16 protein-coding genes are annotated in these 14,611 nt (G+C 61.5%); 14 read left to right on the top strand and 2 right to left on the bottom strand.

Annotated elements, in window-relative coordinates; all coding sequences use genetic code 11:
• Positions 1-139 precede the first annotated feature (139 nt).
• The 4 genes from BJA_RS42440 (at position 140) to BJA_RS30890 (ending at position 2,242) form a co-directional block, all read left to right on the top strand.
• Positions 140-307, top strand: a complete 168-nt coding sequence (locus BJA_RS42440; protein WP_165448168.1) for a hypothetical protein — start codon at positions 140-142, stop codon at positions 305-307.
• Positions 308-702: 395 nt separating this feature from the next.
• Complete coding sequence (locus tag BJA_RS30900) at positions 703-879, top strand: hypothetical protein (RefSeq protein ID WP_156149852.1); 177 nt, start codon at positions 703-705, stop codon at positions 877-879.
• Between the two features lie 352 nt (positions 880-1,231).
• Positions 1,232-1,615: a response regulator gene (locus BJA_RS30895; protein ID WP_038966704.1), complete on the top strand. Its 384-nt coding sequence runs from the start codon at positions 1,232-1,234 to the stop codon at positions 1,613-1,615.
• 264 nt (positions 1,616-1,879) lie between these two features.
• Positions 1,880-2,242, top strand: a complete 363-nt coding sequence (locus tag BJA_RS30890) for a hypothetical protein (protein WP_231166551.1) — start codon at positions 1,880-1,882, stop codon at positions 2,240-2,242.
• Positions 2,243-2,391: 149 nt separating this feature from the next.
• On the opposite strand, the gene BJA_RS30885 is transcribed toward BJA_RS30890, so the two are convergent.
• Entirely contained in the window at positions 2,392-3,927 is a 1,536-nt protein-coding gene (locus BJA_RS30885) for an FAD-dependent monooxygenase (protein WP_011088844.1), read from the bottom strand.
• Positions 3,928-4,588: 661 nt separating this feature from the next.
• Between BJA_RS30885 and BJA_RS30880 the strand changes: the two genes are divergently transcribed.
• From BJA_RS30880 to BJA_RS30845, 8 genes are all read left to right on the top strand, one after another.
• Positions 4,589-4,927, top strand: coding sequence for a hypothetical protein (locus tag BJA_RS30880; RefSeq protein WP_028174445.1), 339 nt, complete (start codon positions 4,589-4,591; stop codon positions 4,925-4,927).
• A gap of 849 nt (positions 4,928-5,776) precedes the next feature.
• The gene (locus tag BJA_RS30875) at positions 5,777-6,067 is read left to right on the top strand and encodes a hypothetical protein (RefSeq protein ID WP_038966699.1); all 291 of its coding nucleotides are present in this window, start codon (positions 5,777-5,779) and stop codon (positions 6,065-6,067) included.
• A gap of 18 nt (positions 6,068-6,085) precedes the next feature.
• Positions 6,086-6,322 (top strand): hypothetical protein, encoded by a 237-nt coding sequence (locus tag BJA_RS30870; RefSeq protein WP_028174446.1) that lies wholly within the window; start codon positions 6,086-6,088, stop codon positions 6,320-6,322.
• Positions 6,319-6,618, top strand: a complete 300-nt coding sequence (locus tag BJA_RS30865; RefSeq protein ID WP_011088840.1) for a hypothetical protein — start codon at positions 6,319-6,321, stop codon at positions 6,616-6,618. The genes BJA_RS30870 and BJA_RS30865 overlap by 4 nt, the downstream gene beginning before the upstream one ends.
• A gap of 79 nt (positions 6,619-6,697) precedes the next feature.
• A complete protein-coding gene (locus tag BJA_RS30860) occupies positions 6,698-7,126 on the top strand; it encodes a GNAT family N-acetyltransferase (protein ID WP_028174447.1) in 429 nt (142 codons plus the stop codon).
• Positions 7,127-7,372: 246 nt separating this feature from the next.
• Positions 7,373-8,635, top strand: a complete 1,263-nt coding sequence (locus tag BJA_RS30855; RefSeq protein ID WP_028174448.1) for a CaiB/BaiF CoA transferase family protein — start codon at positions 7,373-7,375, stop codon at positions 8,633-8,635.
• 186 nt (positions 8,636-8,821) lie between these two features.
• The gene (locus BJA_RS30850) at positions 8,822-10,051 is read left to right on the top strand and encodes an acyl-CoA dehydrogenase family protein (protein ID WP_028174449.1); all 1,230 of its coding nucleotides are present in this window, start codon (positions 8,822-8,824) and stop codon (positions 10,049-10,051) included.
• A gap of 9 nt (positions 10,052-10,060) precedes the next feature.
• Positions 10,061-10,624, top strand: coding sequence for a flavin reductase family protein (locus tag BJA_RS30845; protein WP_011088836.1), 564 nt, complete (start codon positions 10,061-10,063; stop codon positions 10,622-10,624).
• Between the two features lie 25 nt (positions 10,625-10,649).
• Here BJA_RS30845 and BJA_RS30840 read toward each other — a convergent pair whose 3' ends face one another.
• On the bottom strand, positions 10,650-11,558 hold the full coding sequence (locus tag BJA_RS30840) for an NAD(P)-dependent oxidoreductase (protein WP_028174450.1): 909 nt from the start codon (positions 11,556-11,558) through the stop codon (positions 10,650-10,652).
• A gap of 177 nt (positions 11,559-11,735) precedes the next feature.
• Here BJA_RS30840 and BJA_RS30835 point away from each other — a divergent pair, with 177 nt between their 5' ends.
• Positions 11,736-12,719 carry an ABC transporter substrate-binding protein gene (locus BJA_RS30835; protein WP_028174451.1) on the top strand — a complete coding sequence of 328 codons (984 nt, stop codon included), beginning with the start codon at positions 11,736-11,738 and terminating at the stop codon, positions 12,717-12,719.
• Between the two features lie 77 nt (positions 12,720-12,796).
• Positions 12,797-14,491 carry a dihydroxy-acid dehydratase gene (ilvD, locus tag BJA_RS30830; protein ID WP_011088833.1) on the top strand — a complete coding sequence of 565 codons (1,695 nt, stop codon included), beginning with the start codon at positions 12,797-12,799 and terminating at the stop codon, positions 14,489-14,491.
• Positions 14,492-14,611: the final 120 nt, after the last annotated feature.

Below are 14,611 nucleotides of genomic sequence, written 5' to 3'. Positions count from 1 at the left end.
TAAGCAGAACTTCGTTTGAAATTTGAGCTTGGCCGGTTTTGACCCATAGCAGGCTTCGGGGCCAACCGACCGCCAGCGCGCCGATTGCACTCCTTATTTCTCACGCTAAAATAGTGCGTCAGCTGCGAGGAAATGCATGATGGAACGCTTCATTCGCAATGAAAACATCCGCCACTATCGCAAGCTCCTTGAAGAAGAGCGGGACGAGGAGAAGCGGAACATCATTCGAAAACTCCTTGCCGAAGAAGAAGCCAAGGACGTACCGGCAAGCAGCGAAAGACCGAACGACAAGTCAAAGCACCCGTGACAGGGTAAAACTACAGGAACAAATCTGCGGTCTGAACGTACAATTGTTCGCGCCTTCGGGACATAGCAGCCCGGTTACTTGATCAACAGACGCTTGAGCGCATTGCCCGGTTGGTGGTCGGGTTCGAGTCCCAGAAGACCAGGCTTCATGTAGAGTAGCACCGCCGCAATGGCCACCTCCTTCACGTATTCTGGCACACAGCGTGAGTTCGCGCAGGGACAACGGCATGTTCGAAGTCAGAGTTAAAGCCGACCGACCCGACGGTAAACTTGTAGTTGTTTGCAAAAGTACGCCGAAACTCGGGTAATCGTGTTATACTTTGCGTATCATCGCCCCATCCTAGGCAGTTATCGGTGACTGAGAGCGTAGCGCTCCCGCCCTTCGGGAGTTCAGCCATGCCAGATTACCGCGTCTATTTTATTGAAGCCGATGGCCGCATCTATCAACCGCCTCAAATAATAAAGTGCGCGGACGATCAAGACGCCACCGAAAAGGCGCGCCAATTCATTGATGGAAAAGATGTTCAGGTTTGGCAGATGTCCCGCTTGGTGGCGAAGTTTCCACGTAAGTGAGGCCGCCTCGGCAGTGTCTCAAAGTCAATTTCGCCCAAGTAGAGGACCAAAGGCCGGTCATTTAAGCTGGCGTTCCCCTTCATTTATCCACTCAATGGCAGTCGCTTGTTGGCCCATCGCTTCTGTTGACGCGGTGCAGCTAGATGTCGGCTCGTTGAGGCAAACGGAAGTTTTGCAGCCGAGCGTCATATCGACGCTTTTGACCCAACTCAGACATCACTGGGCGGCCAACGCAGGCGGCCGAGCCTCCGTCGCCCGTCATTCCTTCCGGGCAAATGTTCACTTTTGAACTTTTGTTCCTCCAATGCGTTGCGCCTGCTGCGGCTCGGGTTGACGCTGCGTGGAGGGGGAGATGGAAGGCGTGCCCATTATTCTCGTGGTTGAGGACGAGGAACCATTGCAGGAAATCGTTCACGACGCCTTGAAGGAGGGCGGCTTCGACCTGACGACGGTCGCTTCCGGACAAGAAGCCGTGGCTATGGTGGAAAGCGGCGTGGTCAAGTATTCGGCGCTCGTAACCGACGTCAACCTCAAAGGGCCGATGAAGGGTTGGGAGATTGCGCGCCTTATCAGGCAGATCGATCCTGCATTTCCCGTGGTCTACATGACGGGCGCCGCAGCCGAAGATTGGGCGTCAGAGGGAGTGCCCAACAGCGTTCTGCTGGAGAAACCGTTTGCTCCAGCGCAATTGGTTACTGCGGTATCCCAGCTTCTCAACGCAGGCTCGCCCACCTAGCGGGTGCACTTCGGCTATTGGCCCTTGGCGGACAAAGCGGGTAACTGACCTTTCATCCGCTTTGTGAATGCAAACCGGACATCCTGAAGCGGGTGCCGGTAGCGAAAGTTTGACTCGTCGGGCAAAACACTGGCAGAATGGCATCGTCGAAAGAGTTTGGTTCAGCCCGCGCGGAGCAATCCGTCGCGGGATTTTTGTTTTCGGAGACGCGATTGCTTTTTTAGAATGAGGTTTGCAATGGGAAGGTTGAAGAGAAGGACTGAATTGTATCTCCCTGTCGCCCAGCATGTCGTCAGTGAAGGTTTCAGAGCGCCAACGCTGGCAGACATTGAGGCGTTGGCAAGAACCAAGACGGAAGCCGCCCTCAACGTGCTTGCCGCAATCATGCTGAGAGAGACAGCAAACGCGTTTGCGCGCGTGGCCGCCGCAAATGCCATTCTCGACCGAGGTTGGGGTAAGCCGGTGCAGCCTTTGGCCACTGACAAAGCCCCACTCGAATTGTTGCATCGGATCGAACGCGTCATCGTGCATCCGGACCATTCATCGGCAATCGCCGACGAGATTGGCGAAGCGGAGCTTCTGGAGACGTCGCAAAGCATCTTGCCTTCGGACAAGAAGTTGCAATGACCGGATTCCACGGCGATTGTCTTCGCGAAATCGAGTTTGACGCGTCGGGCAAGGCACTGGCAGAATGGCATCATCGAGATGAATTTGGATCAAGCCCGCGGGGATGCCGCGGGCTTTGTTCGTTTCGAGGGGGCGGATGAGTTTTGTTGCTATGTCGCGACAGGCGGCCCAAACCATAGTGTCAGCGCGTCCGCAAGGCCGCGCTGGCGCGCGTCGCCCGTCCACGCCACGTGTCCGTCGGGCCGCACCAATACGGCTTTTGGCGCTGCGACCGGCCCGATCGCTGGAAGCTCCCAGGGGCCCTGGTAGCTGGTGTCGACGACTGCGACGCGATCCGCCCAGGGTGCGATATCGATGCAGCCCGGCTTGGCAAAATTGAGCAGCAGGGGACGCGCGCCCTGCAGCAGGGTGAACAGTCTTTGCGAACCGCCTGGTGTGACGAGGTCGAGGTCGGGCATGCGGCGTCCGAGCAGCGGATGGTCTTCGCCGAGATCGTAGCGGATGTCGAGGCCGCTCATCATCGCGCCGACGCGCTTGCGCGGCTCGTCCATGCCGAGCAGGTCGGACACCACCTCGCGCGCGGCCTTGAGGCCGTCGTCGCCGCGGCGGAGCAGGGCGATCTGCGCCATGGTGTTGCGCAGCACGCGCGCGGCGACGGGATGGCGTTCGGCATGGTAGCTGTCGAGCAGGCTGGCGGGCGACGTGCCCTTGACGACCTGCGCCAGCTTCCAGCCGAGATTGACGGCATCCTGCACGCCGGTGTTGAGGCCTTGACCGCCGACGGAGTGATGGATATGCGCGGCATCGCCGGCGAGCAGCACGCGTCGCTCGCGATAGGACGCAGCCTGCCGCGCCGCATCGGTGAAGCGGGAGATCCAGGCAGGATTCTTGAGACCGAAGTCGGTGCCGTACACGGCGACGAGGGCTTCGCTGAGATCGCGCAAGCCGGGCTCGCCGCTGCGCGCGAGCGTTGCTTCCGTCACCACGACCAGCACGCGCCCGCTCTCCGTCTTGCTGAGGCCGTGAAAGCCGAGCGCGTCGTGACGCAGGCCCCAGGCCGGCTCCTCGCTCATCTCGACCTCGGCCATGAGGTTGCTGAGCGTCGGTTCGAAGCCGGCGAAGTCGATGCCGGCGCTCTTGCGCACCAGGCTGCGGCCGCCGTCGCAGCCGACCAGATAGTTCGCCCGCAACGTCTCGCCGCCGGACAGCGCGAGGTCGACGCCGGTCTCGTCCTGAACGAAGCCCGTCACCTCGAAGTTCCGGTAGATCGGGACCGCGAGCTCCTCGACCCAGTCGGCCAGGATGCGCTCGATGTGGCTCTGCCGCAGCGCCAGTCCGTAAGCGTGGCGGGTGGGGAGGTCGCTGATGTCGAGCCGGGTCCAGGCGAAGCCGGCGAGCTGCGTGACTTGCCCCTCGCGCAGGAAGCGATCCGCGACGCCGCGCTGATCGAGGATCTCGATGCTGCGCGCGTGCAACCCGCCGGCGCGCGTGCCGACGAGGTCCTGATCCGCGCGCCGCTCGACGATGGCGACGTCGACATCCGCGAGCGCGAGCTCGGCGGCCAGCATCAGGCCGGTCGGGCCGCCGCCGGCGATCACCACGGCATGATCGGTCGGCGCCGGCTTCCCGGTGCGGGTTCGCTCGGTCCGGCCGCGTGAGCGGGATGTCGGAAGCAGTACGGGCATGTCGTGATCCCTCGACTTGTTGCTGGGGCGGGGGTTGTACGCGAAGGTCGGGGACTTGAAGCAAGCCCCTGGCGCACCACATATCTAAGTGGGAGGAAGGTCATTCTCCTGTTGCGGCCCACGGTGTTTGACACGTCGGGCAAGACACTGGCAGAATGCCATCATCGAAACGAGTTTGGTTCGGCCCGCGCGGGACAATCCGCGGCGGGCTTTTTCATGTCCACCTGGTGTGACGACAATTTCGTTCAACACAGGATTTGACTCGTCGGGCAAGACACCGGCAGAATGACATCATCGAGACGAGTTTGATTGACCCGCGCGGAGAGCATCCGCCGCGGGTTTTTTCGTTCTCGATCGGAATCGGACGGCGGCAACGCATTGCGGCCACGCACTCGACAAACCTGGAGCGCCGATCGGCGCGCCGTCGTCCGAACCATTGCTGGCCGTGCACGCGCGAACGTGCCGGCCCGCGGCGCTGGGCCTGTTACCCGCGCCGCTGCGGTCTCCGGGATTTACGGAGATAGGGTTCGCGCCCGAAACGATCGCGCCTCGTTGCGCGATCTGCCGCGCATTTCTCTTGTTATGGAGAGACGATGACCGCCTACCTGATATCGCTCGCGCTCGCGGGCCTGGTTGCAATCGTGCTGTGGGAGATTTTTTCGTGAGCGAGGAGATTGAAGGCGAGCTCGAGCATGCACCGGCGCGTTTGCCCGTGCGAGGGAAGACGACCAGGGCGCGGACCTTGACCGAGATCCGCTCGCTCGCGCGCAGCCACACCAGAACGGCCCTCAGGGTGCTCGTCGGCGTCATGCGCAGCGAGGATGCAACGCCGGCGGCCCGCGTCTCGGCCGCCAATGCCATCCTCGATCGCGGCTGGGGCAAGGCCGCGCAGCCGGTCGAGAACGGCGAGGACGGAATGCTGGAACTGATTCAGCGGATCGAGCGCGTCATCGTGCATCCGGCAAGCTCGAGCAGCGCTGACGCTGTTCACGACGCTTGAGACAGCGGAGATCCCGATCTGCAATCTCGCCTCGATGATCGTTGACCCGTCGGGCAAAACACTGGCAGAATGGCATCATCGACAGAAGTTGGTGTTGCCCGCGCAGGACGCAGTCCAGCGCGGGTTTTTCGTTCTGATGCCTGGCAGAACTGCCATCGGAGACAAGAATGGCGTCCTTCATGAAATTCTGCACAATCGCGACCTTGAATCGTCGAAATCATTCTTGATTCAAGGAGCCGTCCGACTTTGAGAAGGGACGCCTGACGTGGACGACGGAGAACTGCGGTCGCTGCGATCGCAGCCGGCCGCGCTATCCCGAGGATTTGACAGATGAGGAATGGGCGTTGGCGGGGCCGCCGATTGCTCCAGCCAGCGTCGGCGCTTCTCACAATCAGTCCGCGGAGACCAGTCATGGACACTGAGCAATTGGTGGGCGCGATCCCTGCGGTCAATAACTTCTCGACGGTCGCTTCTATCGTATGCGTGCTTCCAACATACTTTCTTCGTCTTCAGCCCGCGACTTATAGACTCGTCCTGTCCCTGGGCATTGTCTTCGGTCTTTCGATCTTGGCGACCGCGATGGCGGCAGTCTTTTGGCCGCTTCCGCACCAGATATCTCGAGATGCTGTTATCTTCGCGGTCGTTCTCTTTTCGCCGCTCGTCGTTGTCCTCATCGCGATACTTGCGCGCATTAGGCGCGTAAGCCGTGTTGGCCTATGGAGGCACGGTCGTTCTGGCTTGCGTCATCCTCGATTGGGCTGGAATCTCTGGGCTTATACTTGTTCTTGGGTCGTAGTGTCGCCCGGCTGACCTGCATTTCATACCTAACGAAGGGATCAACTGACCGCCATGGCCGACAAGCTTCCGTCCTATGCTCAAGACAATCTGGCTCTGGTCGGAGAGATGACGTCTCAGATCGCCGCTGCGGCGGTGAGCGATGGTGTGTCGGTGCCTTTTATCCCTCCCGATGCGTCGTTTCCGCTCTCGCCGCAAGGCGACTTCGAGAGACTATTCGGACCGTGGCCCACGTCTTCCGGCGGCGTCCTTGCTGGTTTCAATCGAGCTCCGCAGGGACAACCCGACACACCAAACAACGAAGACTGGTCCGCGATGTGGCGCAGGCGCACCGGCCTGCGCTAGGGCGAGCGAGCGCATCCATTGTCCATCCTGAAAATTCCAACCGCCAAGATATTCGAGCCGCTGCTGAAACCCGCGCGCTACAAGGGCGTCTACGGCGGACGCGGCTCGGGCAAGCTCCTGGTTTGGGACAAGGTGCTTGGCTTTGGCTCCACTGACGCCCTGGCGGGATTTGCGGCGATCACCGCCAATCTCGTGGTCTCCTTCTATTTCGCCAAGCGCGGCTTCGAGAATGTTGCAAGGATCATCAAGCGGTGAAGATGGCGGATGACGAAATCAAGGCAATTGTCGCCGAAACGCTGGCCGAGCAGCACAGATTCCAGCAGGAGAGCATCGATGCGATCGTATTGAAGGCGGTGGCGTCGGTGCTGGCTTCCTTTGGAATCGAAGATGACGACCGGAAGGAACTGAGGGCGGATTTTCAGCACCTGCGACGCTGGCGGAAGAGTGTGGAGCAGGCACAAAGCTACACATTCAAGGCGGTGATCACGGTGCTTGCCACCGGTCTGATGGGGGCCGTCTGGCTCGGCGTCAAGGTCGTATTGGGTAAATAGACATACACGGCGCGAGGCCGCTGTCGTTCGCGCTCAAGGGCAGCCAATCCCATTGGGCAACCGATATATGGGGCTTTCGATGTACAGAATTCGTATCGCCGATGCGGACGATGAGGAGATTGCCGAGACCCTCGGCGATCTGCACCGGCTCACATTCTTCGATTGTGCCGTCATGCCGCAATTCGAGTTGGGTACGTGGTGGCTCGCCTACCACAAGGATGATCCGGTCGCCTTCGCCGGCGTTCTGACGTCGACGTATGCGCGAAACAGCGGGTACTTTGCCCGAGTCGGCGTCCTGCAAGGGCATTGGGGACGGGGGCTCCAGCTCCGCCTGATGCGAGCGATCGAGGCAAGGGGGCGGCGCATTGGATGGGACAGCATCGTCTCGGACACAACGGACAATCCGGTATCCGCCAATAATTTCATCCAGGCTGGCTATCGGCTCTATGAGCCCGAGGTACCCTGGGCCTGGTCGCATACGCTTTACTGGCGAAAACGGCTGCGCTGAGTTGGGGAGCCGGTGTTTCCCGTGATGCGGAACGCGGCGTTCGCGGCGTAGAACTGGGCGCGCGAGACGCGGTGCAGGCCTGCACGCCCATAATGTCGAGAGGCCCGGCAGCTTGACAGCTGCCGGGCCCTTTTTGCGTTTTCAGACGATGTGGCTGAAGCACTTGCGAAGTCGGCGGCGCCGGGCTTTAAGTTTCCCCTTGCAGGAAATTCGGCGATTATAAGCCGATGTAAGGGAGCGCTATCGATGTCCACCAAGCCTCAATTGCCGGAACGTTCGTCGCGAGTGGCGGGAGGGCCTACGGCGCTCGATGGTCTGCTGGTCGTCGATTTCACGCGGGTGGTTGCTGGGCCGGCGTGCACCCAGACGCTTGCCGATTTCGGCGCGCGCGTCATCAAGATCGAGAACCCGGACGGCGGCGACGACACGCGCGCGTATGAACACGCCGAAACCGGCGGCGAGAGCGCCGCTTATCTCAGCCTGAACCGCAACAAGCGCGGTATCGCACTCGACCTCGCCGTGCCCGAAGCTCGCGAGATCGCGCTGGATCTGATCCGCAAAGCCGACGTGGTCGTCGAGAATTTTTCGAGCGGGGTCATGAAGAAATTCGGCCTCGACTACGAAGCGGTCGCGCCGCTCAATTCTCGGCTGGTCTATTGCTCGATTTCCGCCTATGGGCGCACCGGGCCGTTCGCTTCGCGTCCCGGTTTTGACCCGATCACACAGGCGGAAAGCGGCTTCATGTCGCTCAACGGATTTGCCGACGGTCCTCCAGTCCGCACCGGCCCGCCCATCGTGGATATTGCGACGGGGATGACGGCCTGTAACGCTATCCTTCTGGCCCTGCTGGCGCGGGATCGGTTCGGCCGCGGCCAACATGTCGAGGTGGCCCTGTTCGACATCGCCATGGCGATGACGAGCTTCTACGGCATGGCCTATCTGATCAACGGTGAGAACCCCGGACGGTTCGGCAATTCGCCGAGCGGGTCTCCCACCGTCGGCGTCTACGAGGCTTCCGATGGACCGCTTTACATGGCCTGCGCCAACGACCGGCTCTATCGCCGGCTGGTCGTCGAGGTGCTGAACCGGCCCGACCTCATCACCGATCCGCAATTTGCGACGCGCAAAGCACGCTCCGAGAACAAGGAGCTCTTGCGGGCAGCCATTGCGGAGGTCTTTGCGAGCGATACCCTCGAGAACTGGATGGCGAAAATGAAGCTGGCCAATATCCCGGTCGGCTATCTCCGTACCGTCGAAGAGGGCTTTAATGCACCCGAGGCCCGCGACCGCCATCGCTTGAGCCGGATTCCGCATCCTACGGCGGACTGGGTCCCCAACATCGAAACGCCGATTTCCATGAGTCTGACCGGCGCGATTGATCCGGTTGCCGCCCCACTGTTGGGCGAGCATACCGAGAACGTCTTGCGCGACACGCTGGGTTACGACCAGCGTCGGATCACGGAGCTCACCCAGAGGGGTGTCTTTGGATCAGGCAAGCCCTCGGTTTGAGCCCGAGTGGTTAACCTTGAGGGGCGGGCATCGCGGCGTACCGATCGCTGCTTTGCAACACGGCTGTTCGCGATATCGCATCCTTTCAAGCAGCCCGGGTTCAGGGCGACGCCACTGTGTTAGTGTTGCATCGGCTTGATTTGGCAAGGTTCCCGCCGCATAAGTGTGGGAAAGCGAGGGATGCGAATGGCGCCTGGTCAAGAACCCAGCGTGGGCCAGCCTGCGGGGCCGGAATCCGGCGAACGCGCCTATGCGGCAATGATCGCGAAGGCTCGGGCGCTCGTGCCACGACTGCGAGAGCGGGCAGCCCGAACCGAAGAGCTACGCTACCTTCCGCCCGAGACCGAACGGGATCTGCACGACGCCGGCCTGTTCCGGATGCTCCAGCCCAAGCGCATTGGCGGCGCCGAACTCGACTATGTCGCCCTGATTGATTGCGCCGATCTTCTCGGACAAGCGGACGCGTCGGCGGCCTGGAATCTCGCCAATCTGGCGAGCCATCATTGGATGCTCGGCATGTTCGAGCAAAAGGCGCAGGATCTGGTCTGGGGCAGCGACCCGGATGTGCTGATTGCATCCTCATTCATCTTTCCTGCGGGCCGCGCCACGAGGGTCGAGGGCGGATACCAATTGCACGGAAGCTGGCCGTTCTCCTCGGGCGTTGCGTCCTGCGAATGGAACATGCTTGCAAGCGTGGTTTCCTCTGATGATGAAGCAGACGGCATCGAATACCGGATCTTCTTGCTTCCGAAACATGACTACAAGGTGCTCGACACCTGGAATGTCGCAGGATTGCGCGGTACGGGGTCTTGCGACGTGGAGGTCAGGGAGGCCTTCGTGGCCGACCATATGACGGTTGCCGTCGGTGAGCTTGCCGGCGGCCCGACGCCCGGAAGCAAGGTCAATCCCAATCCGTTATACGCGCTACCCGTGTTCTCGCTGTTTCCCTACGTCCTGTCCGGCGTCGCGCTGGGGAACGCGCAGGCGTGCCTGAACGACTATATCGAGGTCGTCCGTCATCGCATTTCCACCTACAACCGCGCCAAGCTGAGCGACTTCCAAAGCACGCAGATCAAGATCGCGGAGGCCTCGGCCAAGATCGATGCTGCACGTCGGACCATGCGTTCGGCGTGTATCGATGCCATGGAGGATGCACGACGCAGCCACATTCCAGACATGGCGACCAAGACCAGGTACCGACGTGACGGTGCTTTCTCGGTCAATCTATGTACCGACGCGGTCTCAATGCTATTTGCGGCGAGCGGGGCGCGCGGGCTCTTCACGGCGGGCGTGTTGCAGCGGCAGTTTCGCGATGCGCACGCGATCAACTCGCATCTCGCATTCAATTTCGATGCGGCCGGGACCAATTATGGACGCGTGGCACTGGGCCTGCCGTCCGAGAATCTCACGCTGTGAGGCCGGCCGATGAATGATCTGCCGAAGCAGCCGGCCGTTCCAGATCCAGCCAACGAGCTCGCGAGCGACAGCTCGCCAATTGATCCCCGTGATTTTCGCAGCGCGCTCGGCACCTACGGAACAGGCGTCACGATCATCACTGCCGTGGCCCCCGACGGAAGACCCTATGGCATCACCTGCAATTCCTTTGCATCGGTCTCCTTGAATCCTCCTCTCGTCCTCTGGAGCCTCGGAGTTTATTCTTCGAGCCTGACCGTGTTTCAGAACGCGAGCCATTTTGCCGTCCACGTGCTCGGCGCTTCGCAACAGGCGCTCGCAAATATATTCGCGAAATCGTCCGACGATAAATTCGCTGGCGTCGACTGGACGCCGGGGCTCGGCAACGCTCCCGTGCTTGCCGAGAGCGTCGCCAATTTTCAATGCCGTTCCGTCAACCGCTATTATGGCGGCGATCATGTGATCTTTCTTGGGGCGGTCGAGGCCTATGCCTACAATGCCAAGGATACATTGCTGTTTGCACGCGGGGCGTATGGCCGGTTCGTGGCCAACGATGAACGCAAGAAAACACCGTAACGCGTTTCAGGTCGCACCCTGTGGCTCAATATTCCGTTGCTGAAAGCTTGTAGATCTCCAGCGCGTCCGCATCCGCGCCTCGCGCGGCCTTGGCCAGCCTGAAGAGCTGTCCCGCAAGCGTAGCCATCGGCACCGGTGTCGACGTCGTCTGCGCGACATCGGCAACCGTATCGAGGTCCTTGAGCATCGTGGCGATATGGCCGAGCGGCGGTGAGTGAATGCCCTGGACCATCCTCGGGACGAAGAGCTGAAGCGGGATCGAATCCGCAAATCCGCCCGCGAGCGCTTCGGGCAGCCGATTGGCATCAATTCCGGCGTTCACGGCGAGACGCGTTGCTTCCGCGAGAACGGCCATCGCGCATCCGACGATCACCTGGTTGCAGAGCTTTGCGGTCTGACCGGCGCCGGTGGGGCCCATGTGAGTGAACCTGCGGGCCATAGTCAGCACATAGGGCCTCACCCTCTCGATGTCGGAAGCGTCTCCACCGGCCATGATGGCAAGCGTGCCTTCCTCGGCGCCCTTGGTGCCACCGGACACCGGTGCATCGATCCAGCCTGCGCCGTTCGCAGCTTTCAGTCGCGTTGCGAGGTCGCGCGCGGCGTCGGGATGGATTGACGAGAAGTCGACGACGAGCTTGCCTGCACCGGGAGCCGTTGAAAGACCTTCGGCTCCGAAAATCACCTCTTCCACGGCCGCGGCATCCGTCACGCACATGAAGACGATGTCCGAGCCCGCCATAACGTCGCGGGGGCTGGCTCCGTGCCTTGCGCCAGCTTCGACGATTGGAACGACCTTGCCCTCTGATCGGTTCCAAACACTGACCTGATAGCCGGCCTTGAGGAGGCGCCGGGTCATGGGCGTTCCCATGAGTCCAAGGCCGAGATAGCCGAACCGCTCGTCGCGTTGCGGGTTTGCCTTGCTCGCATCAGCCATAGGTTGCCTCCTCCTGTCGCAGCACAACGTCACGCGACCGCCGCTTTACCATACATGGCGCGTTCCGCGGCGAAACCGGACCGCTTGCATGGCTTGCCTGATTGTTTGAACCATGAAACATTTGGGCCGGTCGGGTTGGGTGGTGCCGGTCGGCGCCTGAGCAACGGAGTGGGCGCGATGCGAACGGTTTCGAGGTTGATGCTGGCGACGGGGGCGGTGGCGGCCCTGATTGCGGGCGCAAGCCCCTCACGGGCGCAGCAGACGATCCGCGTTGGCTGGACCATCCCGGCCGAGGAATCCAAATACTGGATGATGCGCAGGCCGGCTGAATTTCCTAATATCGGCAAGACCTACAACATTGAATGGACCCAATTTCAGGGCACCGCGCCGATGACGCAGGCATTGGCGGCAGGCGCACTGGATTGCGCGACGCAGGCGCCGCTGTCGCTCTCCAACGGTGTGGTCGGCGGCAATCTCAAGGCCTATATCGTGGCTCAGCACGTCTTTGAGAAGCCCGGCGGCTTCTCGGTCTACTGGGCTGTCATGGATGACTCGCCAATCAAGACCATTGCCGATCTCAAGGGCAAGACCGTCGGCATTTCCGTGATCGGCGGCGGCACGCAAGGGCCTTTCAACCTGCTCCTGAAGCAGAATGGCGTCGATCCGGCCAAGGATATCAAGCTGGTCGAGGTCGGCTTTGCCGTCTCCGAGGACGCGTTGCGCCAGGGCCGCGTCGACGCGGTCAACATGAACCAGCCGTTTGCCGCCCGCGCGGAAGCCAAGGGTGGCACAAGGAAACTGTTCTCGCTGTCCCAGGCGATGCCGAACATCGTGCACATCCTGGAAGCCTGCCGTGCCGATTTCGTCGACAAGAACCCGGAATTGGTCAAAGCCTATGTTCGCGACATCACTTCGGGCATGAAGAAGGTGCTGGCGAACCGCGAAGAGACCCTGAAGGTCGTGTCCGAGGTGCTGAAAGCGCCTGTTCCGGTGCTCGAGACCTACCTGCTCAAGGACAACGACTTTGGCCGTGATCCGGGGGCGGCACCGAACTTCCCCGCGATCCAGAAGATGCTGGACATCTACGCGGAGACAGGAATGCTGCCGAAGCTGGACGTCGCACAATTCAAACATCCGACGATCGTCGCACCGCTGCAATAAGTGTTCGCGCCGTCTTTTGAGAGATGAAGTTGCGATGTCCCGCCGCGTACGGGACATCGCACGTAGATGATGCAAATATGAAGAAGTTGCGATCACGGATAACGACAGACGGCCTCGACCGGGCCCCGCACCGCGCATTCATGCGCGCAATGGGGCTGGACGATGCGGCAATCGCCAAGCCCATGGTAGGCATTGTCAGCATGAAGGGCGAGCAGACGCCCTGCAACATGACCCACGACTTCCAGGTGGCCGCGGCCAAGACAGGTATTGAGGAGGCCGGCGGCACGCCGCGCGAATTCTCGACCGTGTCGGTCTCTGACGGGATCAGCATGAATCACGAGGGAATGAAGTTCTCCCTCTTTTCGCGCGAGCTGATCGCCGACTCGATCGAGGCTGTCGTTCATGGTCTCGCCTATGACGCGTTGATCGGATACGGCGGATGCGACAAGACGCTTCCCGGCGTGATGATGGGCATGGTTCGTTGCAACGTGCCGTCGATTTTCATCTACGGCGGCAGTTCGCTGCCGGGGCGCGTGGACGGACGAACGCTGACAGTGCTCGACTCCTACGAGGCTGTCGGCAGCTTCATGACCGGAGAGATCGATAGCGCCACACTGGAGCGGATCGAGCGCGCCTGCCTGCCGACCATCGGTGCGTGCGCGGGCCAGTTTACTGCGAACACCATGGGAATGGTGTCGGAGGCGATGGGGCTCACCATTCCCAACGTCTCGATGGTGCCCGGTGTCTACGCCGAGCGCGCGCAGATCTCGCGACGCGCCGGGCGGCTGATCATGGAAATGCTGGAACGCGGTGGGCCGCTGCCACGGGACATCGTGACGCGGAAATCCCTCGAGAACGGGGCGGCGATCGTCGCCGCTACGGGCGGCTCGACCAACGCCGCGCTGCATCTGCCCGCCATCGCGAACGAGGCCGGCATCGCATTCACGATCGACGATGTCGGCGAGGTCTTTGCCAGGACGCCGCTGATCGGAAATCTGCGGCCCGGAGGCAAATACACGGCGAAGGATGTCCACGACATAGGTGGCGCCGCCGTGGTGATCCAGGAGTTGATCAGAACCGGTCATATCGACGGTAACTGCATCACCATCACCGGCCGGACGCTTGCCGAAGAATATGGCGCGGCCAACGCGCCGGACGGTGAGGTCGTTTACGCGGCAAGTGCGCCGATCATGCCGGATGGCGGTGTCGCGGTGCTGAAGGGCAACCTCTGTCCGGACGGTGCGGTCATCAAGGTCGCAGGTTTGAAGAGCCAGTTCTTCGAGGGTGTCGCGCGCGTTTTCGAAGACGAGGAGGCTTGCGTCGCAGCGGTTCGCGACCGCAGCTACAAGGCAGGTGAGGTCCTGGTGATCCGCAACGAAGGGCCGGTCGGCGGCCCCGGTATGCGCGAGATGCTCGGCGTCACCGCGCTGATCTACGGGCAGGGCATGGGCGAAAAGGTGGCCCTGATCACCGACGGGCGGTTCTCCGGCGCGACCCGCGGCATGTGTATCGGCTACGTGTCCCCCGAAGCATTCGTTGGCGGTCCGTTGGCCCTCGTTCGCGACGGCGACAAGATCCGGATTGATGCTACAAACCGGCGTATGGATATGCTGGTCGACGAGCCGGAGCTCGCGGCGCGCCGACGTGATTGGAAACCACGCCCGCCGCGTCACCGCGCAGGCGCGCTCGCAAAATATGCGCGACTGGTCGGCCAGGCGCCGGGCGGAGCGGTTACCCATGAGGGGCCCGCAGAATGGCCCTGGTTCGAATGACGCGGCGTACCTGTGCGAGAACGGGCACCTGTCTGGCAAGTTTCTTGCTAAGCTCCTGCCGCTGACGGAGGACATCCAGCAGACAAGTTGCGCGACGTTCGTGCGTGGGTGAAGTGGGAG

The sequence above is a fragment of the Bradyrhizobium diazoefficiens USDA 110 genome (assembly GCF_000011365.1).
Lineage (GTDB): Bacteria > Pseudomonadota > Alphaproteobacteria > Rhizobiales > Xanthobacteraceae > Bradyrhizobium > Bradyrhizobium diazoefficiens.
The sequence above is the reverse complement of the archived record's forward strand: the minus strand, read 5'-3'. Positions and strand labels throughout refer to the sequence as shown.

What these genes read in the sequence shown, in the direction of transcription:
- BJA_RS30860 (WP_028174447.1), top strand. Translation starts at nt 6,698, where the DNA reads ATGTACAGAATTCGTATCGCCGATGCGGACGATGAGGAGATTGCCGAG.
- BJA_RS30850 (WP_028174449.1), top strand. Translation starts at nt 8,822, where the DNA reads ATGGCGCCTGGTCAAGAACCCAGCGTGGGCCAGCCTGCGGGGCCGGAA.
- BJA_RS30835 (WP_028174451.1), top strand. Translation starts at nt 11,736, where the DNA reads ATGCGAACGGTTTCGAGGTTGATGCTGGCGACGGGGGCGGTGGCGGCC.
- BJA_RS30895 (WP_038966704.1), top strand. Translation starts at nt 1,232, where the DNA reads ATGGAAGGCGTGCCCATTATTCTCGTGGTTGAGGACGAGGAACCATTG.
- BJA_RS30845 (WP_011088836.1), top strand. Translation starts at nt 10,061, where the DNA reads ATGAATGATCTGCCGAAGCAGCCGGCCGTTCCAGATCCAGCCAACGAG.
- BJA_RS30875 (WP_038966699.1), top strand. Translation starts at nt 5,777, where the DNA reads ATGGCCGACAAGCTTCCGTCCTATGCTCAAGACAATCTGGCTCTGGTC.
- ilvD (WP_011088833.1), top strand. Translation starts at nt 12,797, where the DNA reads ATGAAGAAGTTGCGATCACGGATAACGACAGACGGCCTCGACCGGGCC.
- BJA_RS30900 (WP_156149852.1), top strand. Translation starts at nt 703, where the DNA reads ATGCCAGATTACCGCGTCTATTTTATTGAAGCCGATGGCCGCATCTAT.
- BJA_RS30885 (WP_011088844.1), bottom strand. Translation starts at nt 3,927, where the DNA reads ATGCCCGTACTGCTTCCGACATCCCGCTCACGCGGCCGGACCGAGCGA.
- BJA_RS30855 (WP_028174448.1), top strand. Translation starts at nt 7,373, where the DNA reads ATGTCCACCAAGCCTCAATTGCCGGAACGTTCGTCGCGAGTGGCGGGA.
- BJA_RS42440 (WP_165448168.1), top strand. Translation starts at nt 140, where the DNA reads ATGGAACGCTTCATTCGCAATGAAAACATCCGCCACTATCGCAAGCTC.
- BJA_RS30840 (WP_028174450.1), bottom strand. Translation starts at nt 11,558, where the DNA reads ATGGCTGATGCGAGCAAGGCAAACCCGCAACGCGACGAGCGGTTCGGC.